The 17,592-nt window shown below is 66.8% G+C and carries 19 protein-coding genes; 7 read left to right on the top strand and 12 right to left on the bottom strand.

The window, feature by feature from the left end:
* Positions 1-43: 43 nt before the first annotated feature.
* Both L1080_RS26045 and L1080_RS26040 read left to right on the top strand, forming a co-directional pair.
* Positions 44-337 carry a putative quinol monooxygenase gene (locus L1080_RS26045; RefSeq protein ID WP_109325438.1) on the top strand — a complete coding sequence of 98 codons (294 nt, stop codon included), beginning with the start codon at positions 44-46 and terminating at the stop codon, positions 335-337.
* Positions 338-347: 10 nt separating this feature from the next.
* Positions 348-1,046 carry a dienelactone hydrolase family protein gene (locus L1080_RS26040; RefSeq protein WP_159918483.1) on the top strand — a complete coding sequence of 233 codons (699 nt, stop codon included), beginning with the start codon at positions 348-350 and terminating at the stop codon, positions 1,044-1,046.
* On the opposite strand, the gene L1080_RS26035 is transcribed toward L1080_RS26040, so the two are convergent.
* The gene (locus L1080_RS26035; protein ID WP_250774171.1) at positions 1,024-1,593 is read right to left on the bottom strand and encodes a dihydrofolate reductase family protein; all 570 of its coding nucleotides are present in this window, start codon (positions 1,591-1,593) and stop codon (positions 1,024-1,026) included. The genes L1080_RS26040 and L1080_RS26035 overlap by 23 nt on opposite strands.
* 37 nt (positions 1,594-1,630) lie before the next feature.
* Here L1080_RS26035 and L1080_RS26030 point away from each other — a divergent pair, with 37 nt between their 5' ends.
* Positions 1,631-2,155 (top strand): SAM-dependent methyltransferase, encoded by a 525-nt coding sequence (locus L1080_RS26030; RefSeq protein ID WP_159918484.1) that lies wholly within the window; start codon positions 1,631-1,633, stop codon positions 2,153-2,155.
* Positions 2,156-2,213: 58 nt separating this feature from the next.
* Entirely contained in the window at positions 2,214-3,575 is a 1,362-nt protein-coding gene (locus L1080_RS26025) for an Hsp70 family protein (protein ID WP_159918485.1), read from the top strand.
* 38 nt (positions 3,576-3,613) lie between these two features.
* On the opposite strand, the gene L1080_RS26020 is transcribed toward L1080_RS26025, so the two are convergent.
* Genes L1080_RS26020 through lysX form a run of 4 tightly spaced genes read right to left on the bottom strand, consistent with a single transcriptional unit; the run spans position 3,614 to position 9,064 of the window.
* On the bottom strand, positions 3,614-4,213 hold the full coding sequence (locus L1080_RS26020) for a histidine phosphatase family protein (protein WP_159918486.1): 600 nt from the start codon (positions 4,211-4,213) through the stop codon (positions 3,614-3,616).
* A 5-nt stretch (positions 4,214-4,218) separates the two neighbouring features.
* Entirely contained in the window at positions 4,219-5,055 is an 837-nt protein-coding gene (locus L1080_RS26015) for an alpha/beta fold hydrolase (protein WP_236603330.1), read from the bottom strand.
* A complete protein-coding gene (locus tag L1080_RS26010) occupies positions 5,052-5,732 on the bottom strand; it encodes a DUF998 domain-containing protein (RefSeq protein ID WP_250774150.1) in 681 nt (226 codons plus the stop codon). The genes L1080_RS26015 and L1080_RS26010 overlap by 4 nt, the downstream gene beginning before the upstream one ends.
* Positions 5,729-9,064, bottom strand: coding sequence for a bifunctional lysylphosphatidylglycerol synthetase/lysine--tRNA ligase LysX (gene lysX / locus L1080_RS26005; protein WP_250774152.1), 3,336 nt, complete (start codon positions 9,062-9,064; stop codon positions 5,729-5,731). Before lysX ends, L1080_RS26010 begins: the two co-directional genes overlap by 4 nt.
* 110 nt (positions 9,065-9,174) lie before the next feature.
* Here lysX and L1080_RS26000 point away from each other — a divergent pair, with 110 nt between their 5' ends.
* Positions 9,175-9,402 (top strand): RNA-binding S4 domain-containing protein, encoded by a 228-nt coding sequence (locus tag L1080_RS26000; protein WP_159918489.1) that lies wholly within the window; start codon positions 9,175-9,177, stop codon positions 9,400-9,402.
* On the opposite strand, the gene L1080_RS25995 is transcribed toward L1080_RS26000, so the two are convergent.
* Positions 9,393-10,754: a dipeptidase gene (locus tag L1080_RS25995; RefSeq protein WP_250774154.1), complete on the bottom strand. Its 1,362-nt coding sequence runs from the start codon at positions 10,752-10,754 to the stop codon at positions 9,393-9,395. The two genes, L1080_RS26000 and L1080_RS25995, sit on opposite strands and share 10 nt — an antisense overlap.
* 62 nt (positions 10,755-10,816) lie before the next feature.
* Positions 10,817-11,287, bottom strand: coding sequence for a ribonuclease E activity regulator RraA (gene rraA, locus L1080_RS25990; protein WP_109325459.1), 471 nt, complete (start codon positions 11,285-11,287; stop codon positions 10,817-10,819).
* A 154-nt stretch (positions 11,288-11,441) separates the two neighbouring features.
* Between rraA and L1080_RS25985 the strand changes: the two genes are divergently transcribed.
* Entirely contained in the window at positions 11,442-12,119 is a 678-nt protein-coding gene (locus tag L1080_RS25985; RefSeq protein WP_159918491.1) for a TetR/AcrR family transcriptional regulator, read from the top strand.
* A 34-nt stretch (positions 12,120-12,153) separates the two neighbouring features.
* Here L1080_RS25985 and L1080_RS25980 read toward each other — a convergent pair whose 3' ends face one another.
* The 5 genes from L1080_RS25980 to L1080_RS25960 all read right to left on the bottom strand — a co-directional run bounded on the left by L1080_RS25980 (position 12,154) and on the right by L1080_RS25960 (position 17,098).
* On the bottom strand, positions 12,154-12,555 hold the full coding sequence (locus tag L1080_RS25980; protein ID WP_159918492.1) for a hypothetical protein: 402 nt from the start codon (positions 12,553-12,555) through the stop codon (positions 12,154-12,156).
* Positions 12,556-12,857: 302 nt separating this feature from the next.
* On the bottom strand, positions 12,858-14,639 hold the full coding sequence (locus tag L1080_RS25975; protein WP_159918493.1) for an acetyl/propionyl/methylcrotonyl-CoA carboxylase subunit alpha: 1,782 nt from the start codon (positions 14,637-14,639) through the stop codon (positions 12,858-12,860).
* Between the two features lie 27 nt (positions 14,640-14,666).
* Positions 14,667-14,939 (bottom strand): acyl-CoA carboxylase epsilon subunit, encoded by a 273-nt coding sequence (locus L1080_RS25970; RefSeq protein WP_236603331.1) that lies wholly within the window; start codon positions 14,937-14,939, stop codon positions 14,667-14,669.
* A 23-nt stretch (positions 14,940-14,962) separates the two neighbouring features.
* Positions 14,963-16,585: an acyl-CoA carboxylase subunit beta gene (locus L1080_RS25965; RefSeq protein ID WP_159918494.1), complete on the bottom strand. Its 1,623-nt coding sequence runs from the start codon at positions 16,583-16,585 to the stop codon at positions 14,963-14,965.
* A 126-nt stretch (positions 16,586-16,711) separates the two neighbouring features.
* Positions 16,712-17,098 (bottom strand): DUF5313 family protein, encoded by a 387-nt coding sequence (locus L1080_RS25960; RefSeq protein ID WP_109325471.1) that lies wholly within the window; start codon positions 17,096-17,098, stop codon positions 16,712-16,714.
* 203 nt (positions 17,099-17,301) lie between these two features.
* Here L1080_RS25960 and L1080_RS25955 point away from each other — a divergent pair, with 203 nt between their 5' ends.
* Positions 17,302-17,562, top strand: a complete 261-nt coding sequence (locus tag L1080_RS25955; protein ID WP_459031763.1) for a hypothetical protein — start codon at positions 17,302-17,304, stop codon at positions 17,560-17,562.
* Positions 17,563-17,592: the final 30 nt, after the last annotated feature.

The raw sequence follows: 17,592 nt of genomic DNA, 5'->3' as shown, positions 1-17,592 counted from the left end.
CGTGATACGGGCCACATCCGGTGGCCGTCACGAAAGGAAGTCGATGTCCGATCTGCATGTCGTAGCGACCATTCCTGCCAAGCCGGGCTCCGAGGACACGGTGCGAGACGGCCTGTCCTCCCTCGCGGCGGAGAGCCGCAAGGAGGAGGGCTGCGTCTCGTACGAGTTGTTCGAATCTGCTGCGCAACCCGGGACCTTCGTCACCGTCGAGGTGTGGGCGAACCAGGAGGCCGTCGACGCGCACATGAAGTCGCCGCACTTCCAGTCCGCGGTCGCCGTTTTCGGTGAGCATCTCGCTGGCGCACCCGCGATCCATCCGCTGAAGCCGGTGTCCTAGAGTCCGTTCGGTGACCACACCCCTGACCAGTGTTGTTCCCGAAGGCCGTAGTCGGGGAGGCGTCATCGTCATCCAGGAGGCCTTCGGGATCACACAACACATCGTCGACGTCTGTTCCCGATTCGCCGACGCCGGCTACCACGCCGTGGCGCCCCATCTGTTCCACCGGGCCGGCGACCCGGTGCTCGGCTATGACGATCTGAAAACGGCCATGCCGCTGCTGGGCACTCTCACGTCGGCACAGATCGACGAGGACGTCGATGCAGCCGTTGCCGCTCTGGCGGATGCCGGGATCGACGCGGGAAACACGGCGATCGTCGGATTCTGCATGGGTGGCACGGTCGCCTTCCACACCGCGGCGCGCCGGAAACTCGGCGCCGCGGTGAGCTTCTACGGTGGCGGCGTCGAGAAGGGACGGTTCGGCTACCCCTCGCAGCTCGAGGCCGCGGGACAGCTGTCGACTCCCTGGCTGGGACTGTTCGGTGATCGTGACACGGGGATCCCGTCCGAGCAGGTCGAGGAGTTGCGGAACGCTCTGTCGCAGGTACCGGTGGACACGGAGATCGTGCGGTACCCCGACGCCGAGCACGGATTCAACTGCAACGACCGCCCGGCCGTCTACAACGAGGCAGCCGCCCGGGACGCGTGGTCACGGACGGTCGACTGGCTCGGCACCCACCTGCAGGTCAGCAGCGGCGGAATCGGCTGACCGTGGCCCCGCTCGGGTAGCCCTTCCGGTCGGTGAGCTCGAAGGCCGTCGGCTCGAAGTCGGTGTCGAACATGGGCGTTCCGCGACCGGCCACCACCGGATATTGCTTGATCACCAGCTCGTCGATCTCCGGAAGCAGAGCGCCCGCAAGCTTTCCGCCTCCAGCGAGCCAGACACCGAGTGTGCTGTCCTCGGCCTTGAGCTGCCGGACCTTCGCGAGTGGGTCGGTAATCACTTCGACGGCGGGGTCGGAACTGGCGCCGAGCGTGCGTGAGACGACGTATTGGCGCAGGTGCGCGTACGGACTGGTGATTCCGGCTGCGAGCGCGGGCTCGTAGGTCGAGCGGCCCTGGATCACGGTGTCGAAATGCTTGTTGGCCCCGTCGACTGCGAACTGCTCCCGTAGGTGGGTCGGAATCGTTTCCGGGTAATCCTGCGCCATGAAACCGATGATGTCGTCGAGCATCGGAAAGAAGCCGACGTCGCCGTCCGGGGCGGCGATGAAACCGTCGATGGTAATGCCGACGAAGTAGGTGAGTGCGCGCATCATGTCCTTACTGTGGTAGCCGTCGAAGGGTCGTGAGATGGCAGTTCCGAACATTCCTGCCCGGATCCGTTGTGTCGTCGAGCGGTTGAGGGTGGATCCGTCCGATCGGATCCTAGAGGTGGGCTGCGGACCCGGCGTGGCAGTTTCTCTCGTGGCCGACAAACTTCTCGACGGGCGGATCACGGCAATCGACCGGTCCGCCACCGCGATAGCACGAGCTGAGCAGCGTAACGAGGCCCTGTCGGCGCGCGGCAGAGTGGAACTCCAGAAGACGGAACTGGCCGGATTCCGCTGCGCCGATGCGTCGTTCGACAAGGCCTTCGCTGTCAACGTCAATGCCTTCTGGACACGCGACGCGACCGAAGAGGTCCGGATTCTGTGGGAGGCCCTGCGTCCCGGCGGCATCCTGCACCTCGTCTACGACGGCACCGAAGCGATGCACGACGCCGCGAAGTCGCAACGCATCGTGAACGCTGTGACCCAGGTTTTGCGGCGAAAAGGGTTCGAGGTGAGTGCAGACACGGGAAACCCGCTGTGCATCACCGGGAAGAGGCCGGGCTGACCTGCGAACTCCCCTCTACCTCAGCGCGGCTCGTAACCGAACCGTTATAGTCGGTCTCATGACTTCGGTTCTGGGTGTGTCGGTCGGTGCCAGCGCTGTGCGCGTCGCGTGCCGTGACGCAGCCGACTCGGTTGACGCGACCGGGCCGATCTTCCGCTCGACGGCGGTAGCCGCAACCCTCGAACGGCCCGAGGACGTGGCTGCCGAATCCATTGGAACTGCCCTGGGAGACGGCGAAGACTTGGGCGAGGTACAGGCCATTGGCGTGGCCTACCAGGACGAGGCCCAGGCCGATGCCGTCGAGGCCGCCTTGGCCCGCGAACACATCGGCAACGTTCATCTCGTGCCTGAAGTGACCGCCGCACTCGAGATGCTCGAGGTGTCGGGTGACCTCGGAAACCATTCGACGCTGGTGTTCTACGACCTCGGCAGTTCCGGACTCACCGTTACCGTCGTCGAGCGCTCCACCGGGACGGTCCTCGACAGTGCCCGCACGGACGAGATCAGCGGTGACCTCGTCGACCGCCTGATTCGCGACCAGCAACTCGAACTGCAGAAGATCGCGCAGCCCGCCGACGAAGCTGCCGCACTCGAACTCGACGCCCGGTGTCGCCTCGCGAAGGAGCAGCTCTCCAGCACGGGCGCGGTCTGCGTGCCTGGTGACGGGGGGCTGCTGCTGCTGTCGCAGGACACCTTCGAGTCGCTCATCCAGGGACCGGTCGAGACTTCCGCTCGGATCACTCGCGATGTGATCCACCGGTCCGGGCGTATGCCTGACGCCGCGGTCCTCATCGGTGGTGGCGCGTACATTCCGCTCGTCACCTCGGTGATGGAGTCGTGGCTGAAAATTCCGGTGATCGTCCCGGAGCAGCCGGAACTGGTGGCGGCTGAAGGTGCCGCACTGTTGGCCCAGCAGGCACCCGCCGAGGTGGTCGCAGTGCCCGAGCCCCCGAAATCCCGCCGCCGCGGCGCCGTCCTCGCCGGTGGAGCCCTCGCCGCGGTAGCAGCCCTCGGGCTCGTCCTCGGGGTGGGCGCCGACGTCTTGGAGGGGTCGGAGAAGGACCCGCAGCCGGACCCGACCGAGCCGGAAGCTCCGGCCCCAGTCATCGAGAACGCGACACCACCCGCAATGACGTCGGCCACGGCCGCCGACCTTCCGTCGCCCGTGCCGCCGCAGGTGGATACCGAAGCGGAGGCGCCTACGACGGGCGCTGCCCGAACCGAGGCCTACAACACCCCGTATGTGCAGCCCCCGACCGCCGCGCAGCCAGACAGCGGGACGCAAACCGATGTGAGCAGGAACGAGCCGGCACCGGCCCCGTCCCCACCGCCGCTCATCCCCGGCCTACCGCAGCTTCAGCTGCCTGTTCTCCCGCCGCCGGCCCCGCTACCCGAGCTACCGCGAATTCCGGGTCTCTAGTCGCCGAACGCCCGGTGGCCGAGCCTCACACGTCGTCGCTAACGCCGCAGCATATCCCGGACGTGGCCGGTCTCGTTCACCGAGGCCACCCGTCGCTCGCCGCTACGCGAGACGAGGACGCGCGTAACCGAGACGTATTCGATGGGGAACACGAGGGGACGGTCCAGGCCCAGCAGCTCCTGCAGGTACACGTTGATGACACCGCCGTGGGCGAATATCGCGACGGTATCGCGGTGGTCGGACTCCTGGACGACCCGGCCGAGCGCATCGAACACCCGCGTGCGGAAGGCGTCGGCGTCGATCCCTGGGGGGAATTGGCCCGCCCGGATGCGGGCGTACGCTTCGGGCGCCCGCGCCTCGGCTTCGTGGAACGGGATGTAGTGGTCGAGGTCGTAGTCGTACTCGGCCAGCCCTTGGTCCTGAGTGACGGGAAGGTTGAGCGCCTCGGCGAGTGGCGCGGCCGTCTCCAGGGCGCGGCGCTGCGGGCTGCTCACGATCCGGGCGATGCGGTAGGGACCCAATGCGGCAGGCAGTCGCTTGGCCTGGGCCCGCCCGTCCTCGGTCAAGGCAGGATCGGCTCGTCCCTCGGACGTGGTCACGAGCTCCGGTAGCGCATGTCGGATAAATAGCAGTTGCACGACGATCAGCTTGCCAGTTCCCGGATCAGTGCCGCGACCTGGCCCGGTTGGTCGATCATGGCGTGGTGACGGGCGGGTTGCACGACGCGGAAGGTGGCGCCGAGACGCTCGGCGAACTGTCGTTGGCGCCGAACCCACTCCCACCCCCACGGGGTCCGATGACCGGTGTGTGCGGCGGCCACGAGTACGGGGACCGGCATCGTGACGGTGGCGCGTAGGGCGGCAATCTCCTCGGCGAGGGCCGGATACGACGCGTTCTCGACCACCGACGACTCCAGATATGCGGGCTCGCGGTAGATCCGGGCCACCCACTGCCGAGTCTCGGACGTTATTCCACCCGGCGGCGTCGACTGGTTCAGCACTGCTCGAACGGTCGGACCCAGCAGTCGCTGCAGCCCGAGCCGGCTCGACGCGCGGGCCACCCACCGGCCGGTTGCCACCCTCCAACGGGTCGGAATGACGCGGTGGGGTCGCAGAGTGATGGTCGCGTCGAGCAGCATCACACCGCCCGTGCGCTGGGGAAACAGCCGAGCGAAGGCCTCGGCGTAGATGCCGCCGAGCGAGTGCCCCACCACGACGGCCGGTGCAGTGCAGCCGAGCGCGTCGAGTACCGCGACGATCCTCTCCGCTTCACCGCGGGCCGTGGGTGGTGTGGCGGAGGCGGGGCTGAGCCCGTACCCGGGTCGATCGATTCGCACGACGAGGCAAGAATCGGAAATCAGTGCGGTGACGTCATCCCAGTCGAACCAGTTGCCGCCGAGACCGCCGTAGAGAACGACGGGAAGTCCGGTGCCGTCGACGACGACGTGCACTCCCGCGACCATTTCCCCAGGACGTTTCACGTGGAACCATCATTTTCGCCGGTGACGTGAAGCACGCTGAGTGATACGAAGATCAGCCACCCGCTGAAAGCGAGCAGCTGCACACGCTGGCCCAGTCCCAGCCACACGTCGTGCTCGCCGCGAATCGCGGCAGCTGCCAGGGTCCAGGCGGTGCCCACGACGACAACCGCCGACACTGCCGCCCCGGTCAGCGTCAACCAGCGCGGCCAACCGTAGAGACAGGCCGCCAGCGCGAAAGCGAGCGCCGACACCACACCGCCCGTCGACGCAGACGTACTGGTGACGGCATGCAGTTCATGCGACAGCGGCAACTGACCCGAATCCTCGCGGGCAGCGCAGAGGGGATCCGAGGTGACCGCACAGCTCATCGGCATCCGCGAATCGAGGGCGGTGGCGACCCCGAACACGCACAACGCGAACCACCCGATCGCGGTCGCCCACCCTTGCGAGTACCGCCACAGTCCGAGGACGCCCGCGACCGCGACGGTGCAACCCGCCACCAGGTCACCCGTACGGAACAGGGCGCCGTGACGTTGGTCGGTGGCCGCGAGTTCGCTCGCGAAACCACGCAGCGGGTCGATCTCGGTGTCCACCACGAACTCCAGAAGCCACGACGAGTAAGCCACTGCTCCAACGATCAGCAGGGCGGCCACCGCAACGCGGCCACGGGAGGTCACTGCTTCGGTTTGGCCAACGGAAAGGCGAGGGTCTCCCGGATACTGCCGCCGGTGATCAGCATGACCACGCGGTCGACGCCCACGCCGAGTCCGCCGGTCGGGGGCATGGCGTGTTCGAGCGACTGCAGGAAGTCTTCGTCGAGTTCCATCGCCTCCTCGTCCCCGCCGGCGGCGAGCATCGACTGCTCGGTGAGACGGTTCCGCTGGTCGACCGGGTCGGTGAGTTCGCTGTACGCGGTACCGAGTTCGACGCCCCACGCCACGAGGTCCCACTTGGCCGCGACTCCGGGAATGGTGGGATGCGGACGCGTGAGCGGCGACATCGACGTCGGGAAGTTGGTGTAGAAGGTGGGGAACTCGGTGTAGTCCTCCACCAGATGCTCGTACATTTCCTGGGCCACGGCCCCGGCGTCCCACGTCGACTGGTACGGAATGTCGTGATCGTCGCACAGCCGTTGCAGATCCACGAGCGGTGTCTCGGGCGAAACGTCTACACCGAGTTTCTCGGCCACGGCCTGATGCATCGTCTTCACGGGCCATTCCCCGGAGATGTCGATCTCCACCATGGTGCCGTCGGGTCCCGGGCGCATGATGACTTCCCGTCCGTGGGCCGCGATCGCCGCCGTTTGGATGAGCTGGCGGCACAGCACCATCATCTTTTCGTAGTCGCTGTGCGCCTCGTAGGCCTCGAGGATGGTGAACTCGGGATTGTGCTTGAAGTCGACACCCTCGTTGCGGAAGACCCGGCCGATTTCGAAAACCTTCTCCATCCCGGCGACGCAGAGCCGCTTGAGGTAGAGCTCCGGGGCGATCCGCAGGTACAGATCCAGGTTGTAGGCGTTGATGTGTGTGAGGAAGGGCGCCGCGTTGGCGCCGCCGTGTACCTGCTGCAGGATCGGTGTCTCCACCTCCAGGAAGCCGCGATCACCCAGCGAATCACGCAACGACTTCACGACGGCGCTGCGGGCCTCGAGAAGCCGCCGGGCGTCGGTGTTGATCATCAGGTCTACGTATCGCTGGCGCACCCGGGTTTCTGGGTCCGACAGACCTTTCCACTTGTCGGGAAGCGGGTGCAGGCATTTACCGGTCATCCGCCATTCGTTCGCCAGTAGCGACAGCGCTCCGCGGCGGCTGTAGCCGATGACACCGGCAACTTCGACGAGGTCGCCGAGGTCGAATTCGGCGGCGAACGCCCGGATGCGTTCGGTCCCCACCCGGGCTTCGTCGACGAGGACCTGGATGTCTCCGGACCAGTCCCGGACCGACGCGAACACCACACCGCCGTAGTCCCGCAGGCGGAGTACGCGACCGGCGATGCGGACGGTCGTTCCTTCGGGGGATGCCGCCGCGGCGGCCACCGTGTGCGTGGGCGGATACGCGACCGGGTAGGGGTCGATTCCCTCCTGCGCGAGTGTCGCCAACTTGTCGAGCCGGACCCGAACCTGTTCGGGCCGTTTCGGTCCGAGGCTCGCCGCCGGACTACCGTCACCGGGGGCGCTGCCGTCCGCGTGCAACCCCTCCGCGGCGACCAGACCTGCGGGCACGGCCGCGTGAGTTCCGGTGTGCTTGACGGCGTCGCCCGCTGTGGAACGCCCGAATCTGGGCAAGGTGACGAAGCCTTCGGCGATTGCCGACGCGAATCCGACGCGCAGCAATTCCCGGTTGTCCTCGAAGCACAGGTAGCGCGGGACCCATTCGGGTTGGTACTTCACGTTGGAACGGTAGAGGGCCTCGAGCTGCCACCACCGGGAGAAGAAGACGAGGATCGACCGCCAGATCCGCAGGATCGGCCCGGCACCGATGCGTGATCCCTCCTCGAACACCGACCGGAACACGGCGAAGTTCAAGGACACCTTCGTGATGCCGAATTGGTCGGAGTTGGTGGCCAGTTCGGTCACCATCAACTCCACGACTCCGTTGGGAGAGGTGGGTTTGCGACGCATCAGATCGAGCGAGACTCCGGACGGACCCCACGGTACGAGGGACAGAATTCCGACGATGTCGTCGTCCGCATCGATCGCCTGCACCAGGAGGCAGTCACCGTCGAGGCGGTCACCGAGCCGTCCGAGGGCCATGGAGAAGCCGCGTTCGGTTTCGGTGTCGCGCCAGGCGTCGGCGAGCCGGATCGTTTCGGCCATCTCCTCGGCGGGAACGTCTCGGTGCCTGCGAATCCGCACCGTGACGCCTTGGCGCCGCACGCGGGTGACGGCCTGGCGTACCTGCCGCATGTCGCGCCCGCTGAGGTTGAACTCGCGGGTGCGGAGAATGGCCTCGTCGCCGAGTTGCAGCACGGTGAGACCGGCCTTGGCGTAGGCGGTCGCGCCGGTTTCGCCGGCTCCCATGACGGCGGTGGCCCACCCGTATCGGGAGGCGAGCGTCTGCCACGCCTCGATCGCATGGGGCCAGGCCTCGGGGTCACCGATGGGGTCGCCGCTGGCGAGACAGACACCTATTTCCACCCGGTAGGTGATCGCCGCTTTGCCGCTGGGAGCGAACACCACCGCCTTGTCGCGGCGTGTGGCGAAGTAACCGAGGGAGTCGTCGGCGCCGTACTGCAGCAGCAGTCCGCGCAGCGCCGACTCGTCGTTTCCGGTGAGTGCGTTGTGGGAGCGCTGGGCGCGGAACAAGGTCACCACGGCGGCCAGCAGGGCGGCGGCCCCGAACAAGCCGAGAAGGGTGTTGACGAAACCGTGTGGCCTGCCGGTGAACTGCTCGTTGTCGACGGCGGCGAGCGCGGTCACCCGGTTGAGGGACCACAGGAAGCGTTCCCCGGGTGGGAGGGTGCCGGGGAAGAGTTCGACCAGCCCCCACCCGACGAGTGTGCCCACGGTCAGGCCGATGAGCAGCACGCCGAGGGCTTTCCACCCGGCGCCGCGGCGGACGCGGGTGTAGAACTCCGAACGGGCAGCGACCAGAATCCCGATCACTGCGAGTTGCACGGCGGCCGCGACTCCGGCGTTCCAGTTGCGGTCGGTGATCGCGACCACGATGTTCGCCACCATGAACAGGCCCAGGTACAGCGTGAGCAACCACCAGGCGATGCGTTTGCGGCTGGCGAGCGCGGCGGCGAGCAAACCCACCACCAGGGCCCAGGACAGGCTCGTGTCGGGAGCATCGAAGTAGTAGCTGTCGACGTACTCGCGCGGCACGTGGACGTAGTAGCGCAATACCGGCGACAGACTCCACAGGAACACCAGCACCGAGAAGACACCCAGAATCAGCCCCGCGACATGCGGAACCTGATGCAGGCGGCGGTTCCCGGAACCCGGGGCGGGACGGGCCCGCGGTGGGGCGGGGACAACCTCGGACGTGGTCTCGGTGCTAGCTGACATCGAGCGTTCCTTCCCGGCACGAGATGCGTACTGATCACTGCGGACAGGTGTGCTGTGTCCTAGTGTGATGCGTCGGACCGCTGTTCGTGGTGAAGAGGGAAGATAGAGGCATGTCCGACATTCACGAAGCCGTGCCGATCCGCGACGAATCCATTCGTCTCGGCCAGTTCCTCAAGCTCGCCAACCTCATCGAGTCGGGGGCCGAGGCCAAAGAGGTGATCGCTGACGGTCTGGTGTCGGTGAACGGCGAAGTCGAGGTCCGCCGCGGGCGGCAGCTTCGTGACGGTGACGTCGTCGAGATCGGGGGGATGACGGCGCAGGTGAGCTCTCAGGCCTGACGCCGGGCGGTGTCGGCCGCGAACCGCTGCAGGAACGTCGCTTCGGCGACGGCGAGTTTCTCGATCTCGCCGGGATCGACGCTCTCGTCGGGCGCGTGGATCCGGCTGCGCGGTTCCTCCACCCCGATCAGGGCGATCTCGGCGTTCGGGATCATGTCGGCCAAGACATTGCACAACGGGATCGAGCCGCCTTGGCCGACGGATCCCATCGGCTTGCCGAAGGCCTCTTCCATCGCCTTGCCGAGGGCGGCGTAGCCGGGGCCGTCGGTCGTTGCCCGGAACGGCGAGCCCACCGCTTCACGTTCCACCGTCACGCGCGCACCCCACGGCGCGGCGTTCTCGAGGTGTTTGACCAGGGCGTCCTGTGCTTCCCGGGGGTCCATTCCGGGCGGCACCCGCAGGTTCAGCCGGGCCGATGCCCGGGGCGTGACGGCCGCGGCCGATCCGACCACCGGTGGGCAGTCGATGCCGAGCACGGTCAGCGCGGGTCTCGCCCACACCGCGTCGGCGACCGAGCCCGTACCGGCGAGCCCGACCCCGTCCAGGACGCCGGCGTCGGCACGGAACCGCTCGGCGGGGTAGTCGACCCCTGTCCAGGTCTGGTCCGATGCGAGGCCGTCGACCACCGTGTTCCCGTCCCGGTCGCGCAGCGTCGACAGCATCTGGACGAGGGCCGCCACCGCGTCGGGGGCGGGACCACCGAACATCCCCGAATGAACTTCACCGGCCAGGGTTTCCACGTGCACGACGACGTTCGCTATTCCGCGCAGAGTGGTGGTGACGGTGGGATTTCCGGCTTCGGAATTGCCGGTGTCGCCGATGAGGATCATGTCGGCGGCGAACAACTCCGGCCGTTCTTCGACGAGATTCTCCAGCCCGCCGGTGCCCATTTCCTCGGAACCTTCGGCGACGATGCGGATCCCGACCGGGAAGGGGGTGCCGAGTGCTCGCAGCGCCAGCAGGTGCATGACGAGGTTGCCCTTGCAGTCCGCAGCGCCGCGCCCGTACCAGCGGCCGTCACGTTCGGTCAGCGTGAACGGCTCGCTGTGCCACAGTGTCTCGTCGCCGGGCGGCTGAACATCGTAGTGGCAGTACAGCAGGACGGTGGGTGCGCCCGGAGGCGCCGGCTCGTGGCCGACCACGGCGAGGGATCCGTCGGACGTCTCCAGGAGATCGACGGACCCCACCCCCGCCCCGAGAAACGCGTCCTTCACCCATTCGGCCGCGCGGCGGCACTCCTCGAGCGGGAATTGCCGTGGATCGGCCACCGAACGCAGGGCGACGAGCGCCGCCAGTTCGTCCCTAGCCGTAGGCATCAGCTCTGCGACCTTGGTACGAATGTCGTCCGACATCAACGCCTCCTCGGGGATGGGTCTCTACGTCAGGGCCGGTCACTCGCGCGATCAGCGGTCGGTCAGCGAACGACGACACCGTCCTGATCGCTGTACACGGTCTCGCCGGGGTTGAAGGTCACTCCGCCGATTTCGAGGGGAACGTTCTTCTCGCCGGATCCGGTCTGGGTGCTCTTGCGGGGATTAGTGCCCAGCGCCTTGACGCCGATGTCGAGGGTCTTCAGGATCGCCGAGTCGCGAACCGCACCGTTGACGATCACCCCGGCCCAGCCGTTGTCGACGCCGCGGCCGGCGATGATGTCTCCGACCAGTGCCGTATGGATGCTGGCGCCGCCGTCGACGACCAGTACTCCACCGTTGCCCGGCTCGCTCAGCGTCTGCTTGACCAGCAGGTTGTCCTGGAAGCACTTGATCGTGGTGATCGGTCCGGAGAACACGTCGCGCCCACCGAACTGGAGGAACTGCGTGTCGCAGCTTCGGATGTCGGGGCCGATCTCGTCTGCCAGGTCTGCGGTTGCCACGGGTTCAGTCATAGGCGTCAGGATAGTGGGACGACTCTGCGGCGAGCGCGTGCCGTGACCATTGCCATGACAGGCACCACCGGGCCCCCTCGCTGCAGCCCTTGGCGTAGTACCGCAACAGCTACACTTGACGCGTCCTGGCATAGCGAGCGGTAGATAGGTCATCATGGTCAGCTCATCCAAGGGTGCGACGCCCACCGTGGTCGGCAATGCAGCAGACTGGCGCCGCCTCGAACCCACGAAGTTGACGCCGATCCTCAGCGCCTCTCTCGACGCATTCTACGAACACGGCTTCCACGGCACCTCGGTACGGGACATCGCCCGCCGAGTCGGTGTCACGGTACCCGCTCTTTACTACCACCACGAAAACAAGGAAGCCGTTCTCCTCGCTCTCCTGGAGCTTTCCACCAGCGACGTGCTGGAACGGGCGCACGCGGCGAGTGCCGACGGCGGGGACGACCCCGTTCAGCGACTCGCCAATGTCATCGAGGCAATCGTGCTGCGGATGACCATGCGATCCCGTCTGGCGGCGCTTGAAAGCGAGGTGCGCTACCTGAGCCCGGAGAACCGGCAGCGGTACAGCACGGTCCGCAAGGGTGTCGAAGAACTGGTCCTCGAGATCGTCAAGGAAGGCAAGAAGCGGGAGCTCTTCGACGTCGCCGATGCCGCGGAGACCACGCGGGCGCTGCTCGGGATGTGCCAGTCTATTCCGCGGTGGTACCACGCCGAAGGCAAGCTGACCCCGGACGCCGTGGCCCGCAAGTATGTAGAGATCGCCATGAAGACCGTCGGATCCACGGTAGCCCCCACCAAACCGAAGCGCAGGCGCACCGCCGAAGTGTGACCGGCGGTGCCCCTGGCTTCGGCCCGAATCCGATCTAGGAACCCAGACTCGGTCCCTCGACGACGTCGAATTCTGTTGTAGTGGTGGCCGGTTCGTCGCTGTTGGGTGGGTCGTAGGTGAACTCGGCGACGTATCGGCCGGCCTCATGGACGCGGGTTGCGACCGTGGCGCCACCGAGCGTGAGGGGAAGGGTCCGGGTCGTCACGTCACCGTCTGGTTCCGTGAGTTCGAGAAGGACCGGTGTGGTGCCGTCTTCGCCGGTCGGTGTCGGCATCACGAGTACGCCGAGCGTCACGAGGTTGTTGGCGTAGACGGTGCCGATCGGGGGCAGAACGTTGATCTGGTATGCGGTGGCTGCGGTTGCTGTGGGAGCCAGCCCTACCGTGGCCGCACCGGCCAACGCGGCAATGGTCATGGTCGCTCGCGAGAAGTTCATGCACGATCCCTTCCTGTCGACGGCGTCTCAGACCGCAGTCACGTTACGGCAGGGAAGGGGTGAGTCGATGGATCTTCACCGCGTGTTCGAGAACAGTTCGACCGCAGGAGTTTCCGGATCATCGCACCCGAAAACTCTTGAAGGTGAGGCGGTATCCGTGCTCTTCATACCCGGAGTGCGCTGCACATGGGGCGTTTCGGGGAAGGTGTCCGCTTTCGCGACCTTGTACCGGGGTGGCGGCCGCTGTCCACGGCCGCCACCCGTGAGTACTTCTCAACAACGGGCTGAGAAGTACTCACAAGCTATTTCAGCTCGGCGAGGACGGTGCCTTGGGTGATGGCGGCGCCGGGTTCGACGGTCAGGCCGGTGACGATGCCGGCCTTGTGGGCGTTGACCGGGTTTTCCATCTTCATGGCCTCGAGGACGGCGATGAGGTCGCCCTCGGCGACTTGTTGGCCTTCCTCGACGGCGACCTTGACGACGGTGCCCTGCATCGGGGCGGTGACGGCGTCACCGGAGGCGGCACCGCCACCGGCGCCGCCGCGGGTGCGGGCCTTCGGCTTCTTCCGGACGGCACCATTACCGCCGGTGGTGGGGGCGCCGAGGCTGAACTGGCCGGGCAGGGACACCTCGACGCGGCGGCCGCCGACCTCGACGACCACGTTCTGCCGGGGCAGAGAGTCGTCCTCGTCGACCGGTTGGCCGCCGGTGAACGGTTCGATCTGGTTGTTCCACTCGGTTTCGATCCACTTGGTGTAGACGTCGAAGCCGGTGCCGTCACCGATGAACGCGGGGTCGGAGACGATGGCCCGGTGGAACGGGATGACCGTGGCCAGCCCCTCGACCTGGAATTCGGCGAGGGCGCGGCGGGCGCGGGCGAGGGCCTCGTCGCGGGTGGCGCCGGTGACGATGAGTTTGGCGAGCATCGAGTCGAACTGGCCGCCGATCACCGACCCGGTTTCCACACCGGAGTCCATCCGCACACCGGGGCCGGTGGGCGGGACGAACTTGGTGACCGGGCCGGGGGCGGGCAGGAACCCGCGGCCGGCGTCCTCACCGTTGATCCGGAACTCGAAGGCGTGCCCGCGGGGGGTGGGGTCCTCGAGGATGTCGAGTTTCTCGCCGTTGGCGATCTTGAACTGTTGCAGCACCAGGTCGATGCCGGCGGTTTCCTCGGTGACCGGGTGTTCGACCTGCAGGCGGGTGTTGACCTCGAGGAAGGAGACGGTATCGCCCTGGACCAGGTATTCGACGGTGCCGGCGCCGTAGTAGCCGGCCTCTTTGCAGATGGCCTTGGCGGAGGTGTGGATCCGGTTGCGTTGGTCGTCGGTGAGGAACGGGGCGGGGGCCTCCTCGACGAGTTTCTGGAAGCGGCGCTGCAGGGAGCAGTCGCGGGTGCCGGCGACGATGACGTTGCCGTGCTGATCGGCGATGACCTGGGCTTCGACGTGGCGGGCCTTGTCCAGATATTGTTCGACGAAGCATTCCCCGCGGCCGAACGCGGCGACGGCCTCGCGGGTGGCGGAGTCGAACAGTTCGGGGATTTCTTCGATGGTGTGCGCGACCTTCATGCCGCGGCCGCCGCCGCCGAACGCGGCCTTGATCGCGACCGGAACCCCGTATTCCTTCGCGAACGCGACGACCTCGTCGGCGTTTTTGACCGGGTCTTTGGTGCCGGCGGCCATCGGGGCCTTCGCTTTTTCGGCGATGTGCCGGGCGGTGACCTTGTCGCCGAGGTCGCGGATCGATTGCGGGGAGGGGCCGATCCAGATCAGGCCGGCGTCGATCACGGCCTGGGCGAAGTCGGCGTTCTCGGAGAGGAAGCCGTAGCCGGGGTGGATGGCATCGGCACCGGACTTCGCGGCGGCGTCGAGGATTTTGTCGAACACCAGATACGATTCGGCGGAGGTCTGCCCACCCAACGCGAACGCTTCGTCGGCCAGGCGCACGAACGGGGCATCGGCGTCGGGTTCGGCGTAGACCGCGACACTGGTGTACCCGGCATCGGCGGCGGCCCGGATCACCCGCACTGCAATCTCACCGCGGTTCGCGACGAGCACCTTGGAAATACGTGCACTACTCATCGAAATGTCTTCCCTTTTCTGCAAGTGTCAGTAGCCTGCGTTGACTAGTACCGCGGCGGCGGCCACCTGTCGGCGCAGGATGAGAGCTGGTGTGCCCCACGGGTCTTCGTCGGAAACGGGAGCGTCCGCGGTGGAGCCCGCCGAGGCGAGTGCCGCGAAGACCGCCAGCACCGCGGCGATGTCCGTATCGCTCGGGTTCCCCCGGAACGTCACGACCGGCGCCGCCGGTGCCTGTTCGGTCATCGCGACTCCCGACGCGATCTCGTCGAACACCTCGTCGACCACAAGTTCGGCGGTCATAGTGCCGAATGATTCGCCGCCGCTCATAGCGGAATGTTTCCATGCTTCTTGGGCGGGAGGGTGACCATTTTGCGTTCGAGGAGGCGCAGGGCGGCCACGATCTGTCCGCGGGTGTGGGAGGGCGGGATGACGGCGTCGACGTAGCCGCGTTCGGCGGCGACGTAGGGGTTGACGAGGGTGTCTTCGTATTCGCGTTGCAGTTGCAGGCGCAGTGCGTCGACGTCGTCGCCGTTCTTGGCGGCCTCGAGGAGGCGTTTGCGGTAGACGAAGCCGACGGCGCCGGAGGCGCCCATGACGGCGATCTGGGCGGTGGGCCAGGCCAGGTTGACGTCGGCGCCCATGTGTTTGGAGCCCATCACGTCGTAGGCGCCGCCGTAGGCCTTGCGGGTGATCACGGTGATCTTCCCGACGGTGGCCTCGCCGTAGGCGTAGAGCAGTTTCGCGCCGCGGCGGATGATGCCGTTGAACTCCTGGTCGGTGCCGGGCAGAAAGCCCGGGACGTCGACGAGGGTGATGATCGGGACGTTGAACGCGTCGCAGGTGCGCACGAAGCGGGCGGCTTTTTCGGAGGCGTCGATGTCGAGGCAGCCGGCGAAGACGGTGGGCTGGTTCGCGACGATCCCGACACTGCGGCCGTCGACGCGGCCGAAGCCGACGACGATGTTGCCGGCGCGTTCGGCCTGGACTTCGAGGAATTCGTCGTCGTCGAGGATCCGGCGGATCACCTCGTGCATGTCGTAGGGCTGGTTCGCCGAGTCCGGGATCAGGGTGTCGAGTTCGAGGTCCTCGTCGGTGAGGAAGTCTTCGATGGCGCCGGGGATCGGGTCGGTGGGCTGGGTGCGGGGGGCGGCGGCCTGGTTGTTGCTGGGCAGGTAGGACAGCAGGTCCTTGACGTAATCCAGGGCGTCTTGTTCGCCGGAGGCGACGTAGTGGGCGACGCCGGATTTGACCATGTGGGTGTGTGCGCCGCCGAGGTCTTCCATGGTGACGTCTTCGCCGGTGACGGTTTTGATCACGTCGGGGCCGGTGACGAACATCTGGGAGGTTTTATCGACCATCACGACGAAGTCGGTGAGGGCGGGGGAGTAGACGTGGCCGCCGGCGGCGGGGCCCATGATCAGCGAGATCTGGGGGATCACGCCGGAGGCCTGGACGTTGCGGTGGAAGATTTCGCCGTACAACCCGAGGGAGACGACGCCTTCCTGGATGCGGGCGCCGGCGCCTTCGTTGATGCCGATCAGGGGGCGGCCGGTCTTGAGGGCGAGGTCCATGACCTTGACGATTTTTTCGCCGTAGATTTCGCCGAGGGAGCCGCCGAAGACGGTGGCGTCCTGGGAGAAGACGCACACGTCGCGGCCGTCGATGGTGCCGTAGCCGGTGACGACGCCGTCGCCGACGGGGCGGTTGTCGGCGAGGCCGAAGTTCACGCTGCGGTGGCGGGCGAGGGCGTCGAGTTCGACGAAGCTGCCGTCGTCGAGCAGGGCGGTGATGCGTTCGCGGGCGGTGAGCTTGCCCTTCGCGTGGACCTTCTCGACCGCTGCTTCACCGCTGGGGTGCTGCGCCTCGGCCTGACGATTACGCAGGTCGGCGAGCTTTCCCGCGGTCGTGTGAATATCGGGCGTAACCGCCGAATCTGTGACTGTCATCTAGAACTGCTTCCCGTCGAGGCTGTCGGAACCTGCGGTCACCCTCAGGGGTGCGCGGCTCGTGGGGCTACCACTCGGACGTCGCCACTTTAACGCACTACTTATCGATCGCTCACGTGTGCTGCGTCACTCCACCCCACGGCCATGGCGCTTTTCATAGTCCTCTCGGGTGCGGTCGGCCCGGCGCTGAGCCTTCGCCGTGAGGAGGTCGGGGTCGAGTCCGTGACTGAGAAGACGGTGCCGACGATAGATGTTCATCAACGCGACCGCGAAGTACAACAGCGGCAGCAGGAGCAGCGCCATCATGGCCAAGGGGACCCAGATCGGACCGGGTATGAGAAGGAACAGCAACAGTACTGCGACGACCGGAAGCATGAATCGAAGGACGTACCGCACGGAGGCGCCGGGACCCACGAGGTCGTTGCGGACCCATTCCTGCATGGAGTCCGGAAGCGTGCGACCGAACAGATACCCGACGTACTGGCTGGGACTGGGACGCTGCGGATCGGCCATGGGTTTCAGAATAGTGCCGACATGCGGAAACGAACTCGACGGCAGTGTGCCGTCGAGTTCGCTCCATTCGGTCCGTCAGCCGCGCGGGTTACTTGGGCCCACCACCTCCGCCCGTCCCGCCGCCAGTCCCACCGCCGGTTCCCGTTCCGCCACCTGTTCCGCCCCCGGGACGACCGGGGCAGGGCTTCGGCATCGTGGGACCGGTGCCGGTGTTCGGTGCGGAGCTGGCGAGCGGCACGGCGGCCCTGACTACCGGCGGACAGTCCGGCTTCGGCTGCGGCTGTGGTTGCGGGGCAATCGGCAAGGTGTGGGCGGGGCTTGCCTGGGACACGGGGCCGACCGCGAAGGCAGGTCCTGCCGCCGCAGCTGTGACAGCGAGTGCCGCCGCGGCGACGGCGACTGCGGTACGGATCTTCGAGTGGGACATGCGATACCTCCGGGGTCGGGTTGTGGGGCCCACTTAGATTGGCCTCCAATCGCATTCGGAACTAGAT

The organism is Rhodococcus sp. MSC1_016, assembly GCF_023667485.2.
Taxonomy (GTDB): Bacteria; Actinomycetota; Actinomycetes; order Mycobacteriales; family Mycobacteriaceae; genus Rhodococcus_F; species Rhodococcus_F oxybenzonivorans.
Note: the sequence above shows the minus strand (reverse complement) of the source record. Positions and strands in the feature narration are given on the sequence as shown.

Coding starts and splice junctions, on each gene's coding strand:
- L1080_RS25965 (WP_159918494.1), bottom strand. CDS start 16,585: ATGACAGTCACAGATTCGGCGGTTACGCCCGATATTCACACGACCGCG.
- L1080_RS26045 (WP_109325438.1), top strand. CDS start 44: ATGTCCGATCTGCATGTCGTAGCGACCATTCCTGCCAAGCCGGGCTCC.
- L1080_RS26030 (WP_159918484.1), top strand. CDS start 1,631: ATGGCAGTTCCGAACATTCCTGCCCGGATCCGTTGTGTCGTCGAGCGG.
- lysX (WP_250774152.1), bottom strand. CDS start 9,064: ATGTCAGCTAGCACCGAGACCACGTCCGAGGTTGTCCCCGCCCCACCG.
- L1080_RS25970 (WP_236603331.1), bottom strand. CDS start 14,939: ATGACCGCCGAACTTGTGGTCGACGAGGTGTTCGACGAGATCGCGTCG.
- L1080_RS25960 (WP_109325471.1), bottom strand. CDS start 17,098: ATGGCCGATCCGCAGCGTCCCAGTCCCAGCCAGTACGTCGGGTATCTG.
- L1080_RS25980 (WP_159918492.1), bottom strand. CDS start 12,555: ATGAACTTCTCGCGAGCGACCATGACCATTGCCGCGTTGGCCGGTGCG.
- L1080_RS26025 (WP_159918485.1), top strand. CDS start 2,214: ATGACTTCGGTTCTGGGTGTGTCGGTCGGTGCCAGCGCTGTGCGCGTC.
- L1080_RS25995 (WP_250774154.1), bottom strand. CDS start 10,754: ATGTCGGACGACATTCGTACCAAGGTCGCAGAGCTGATGCCTACGGCT.
- L1080_RS26000 (WP_159918489.1), top strand. CDS start 9,175: ATGTCCGACATTCACGAAGCCGTGCCGATCCGCGACGAATCCATTCGT.
- L1080_RS26035 (WP_250774171.1), bottom strand. CDS start 1,593: ATGCGCGCACTCACCTACTTCGTCGGCATTACCATCGACGGTTTCATC.
- rraA (WP_109325459.1), bottom strand. CDS start 11,287: ATGACTGAACCCGTGGCAACCGCAGACCTGGCAGACGAGATCGGCCCC.
- L1080_RS25985 (WP_159918491.1), top strand. CDS start 11,442: ATGGTCAGCTCATCCAAGGGTGCGACGCCCACCGTGGTCGGCAATGCA.
- L1080_RS25975 (WP_159918493.1), bottom strand. CDS start 14,639: ATGAGTAGTGCACGTATTTCCAAGGTGCTCGTCGCGAACCGCGGTGAG.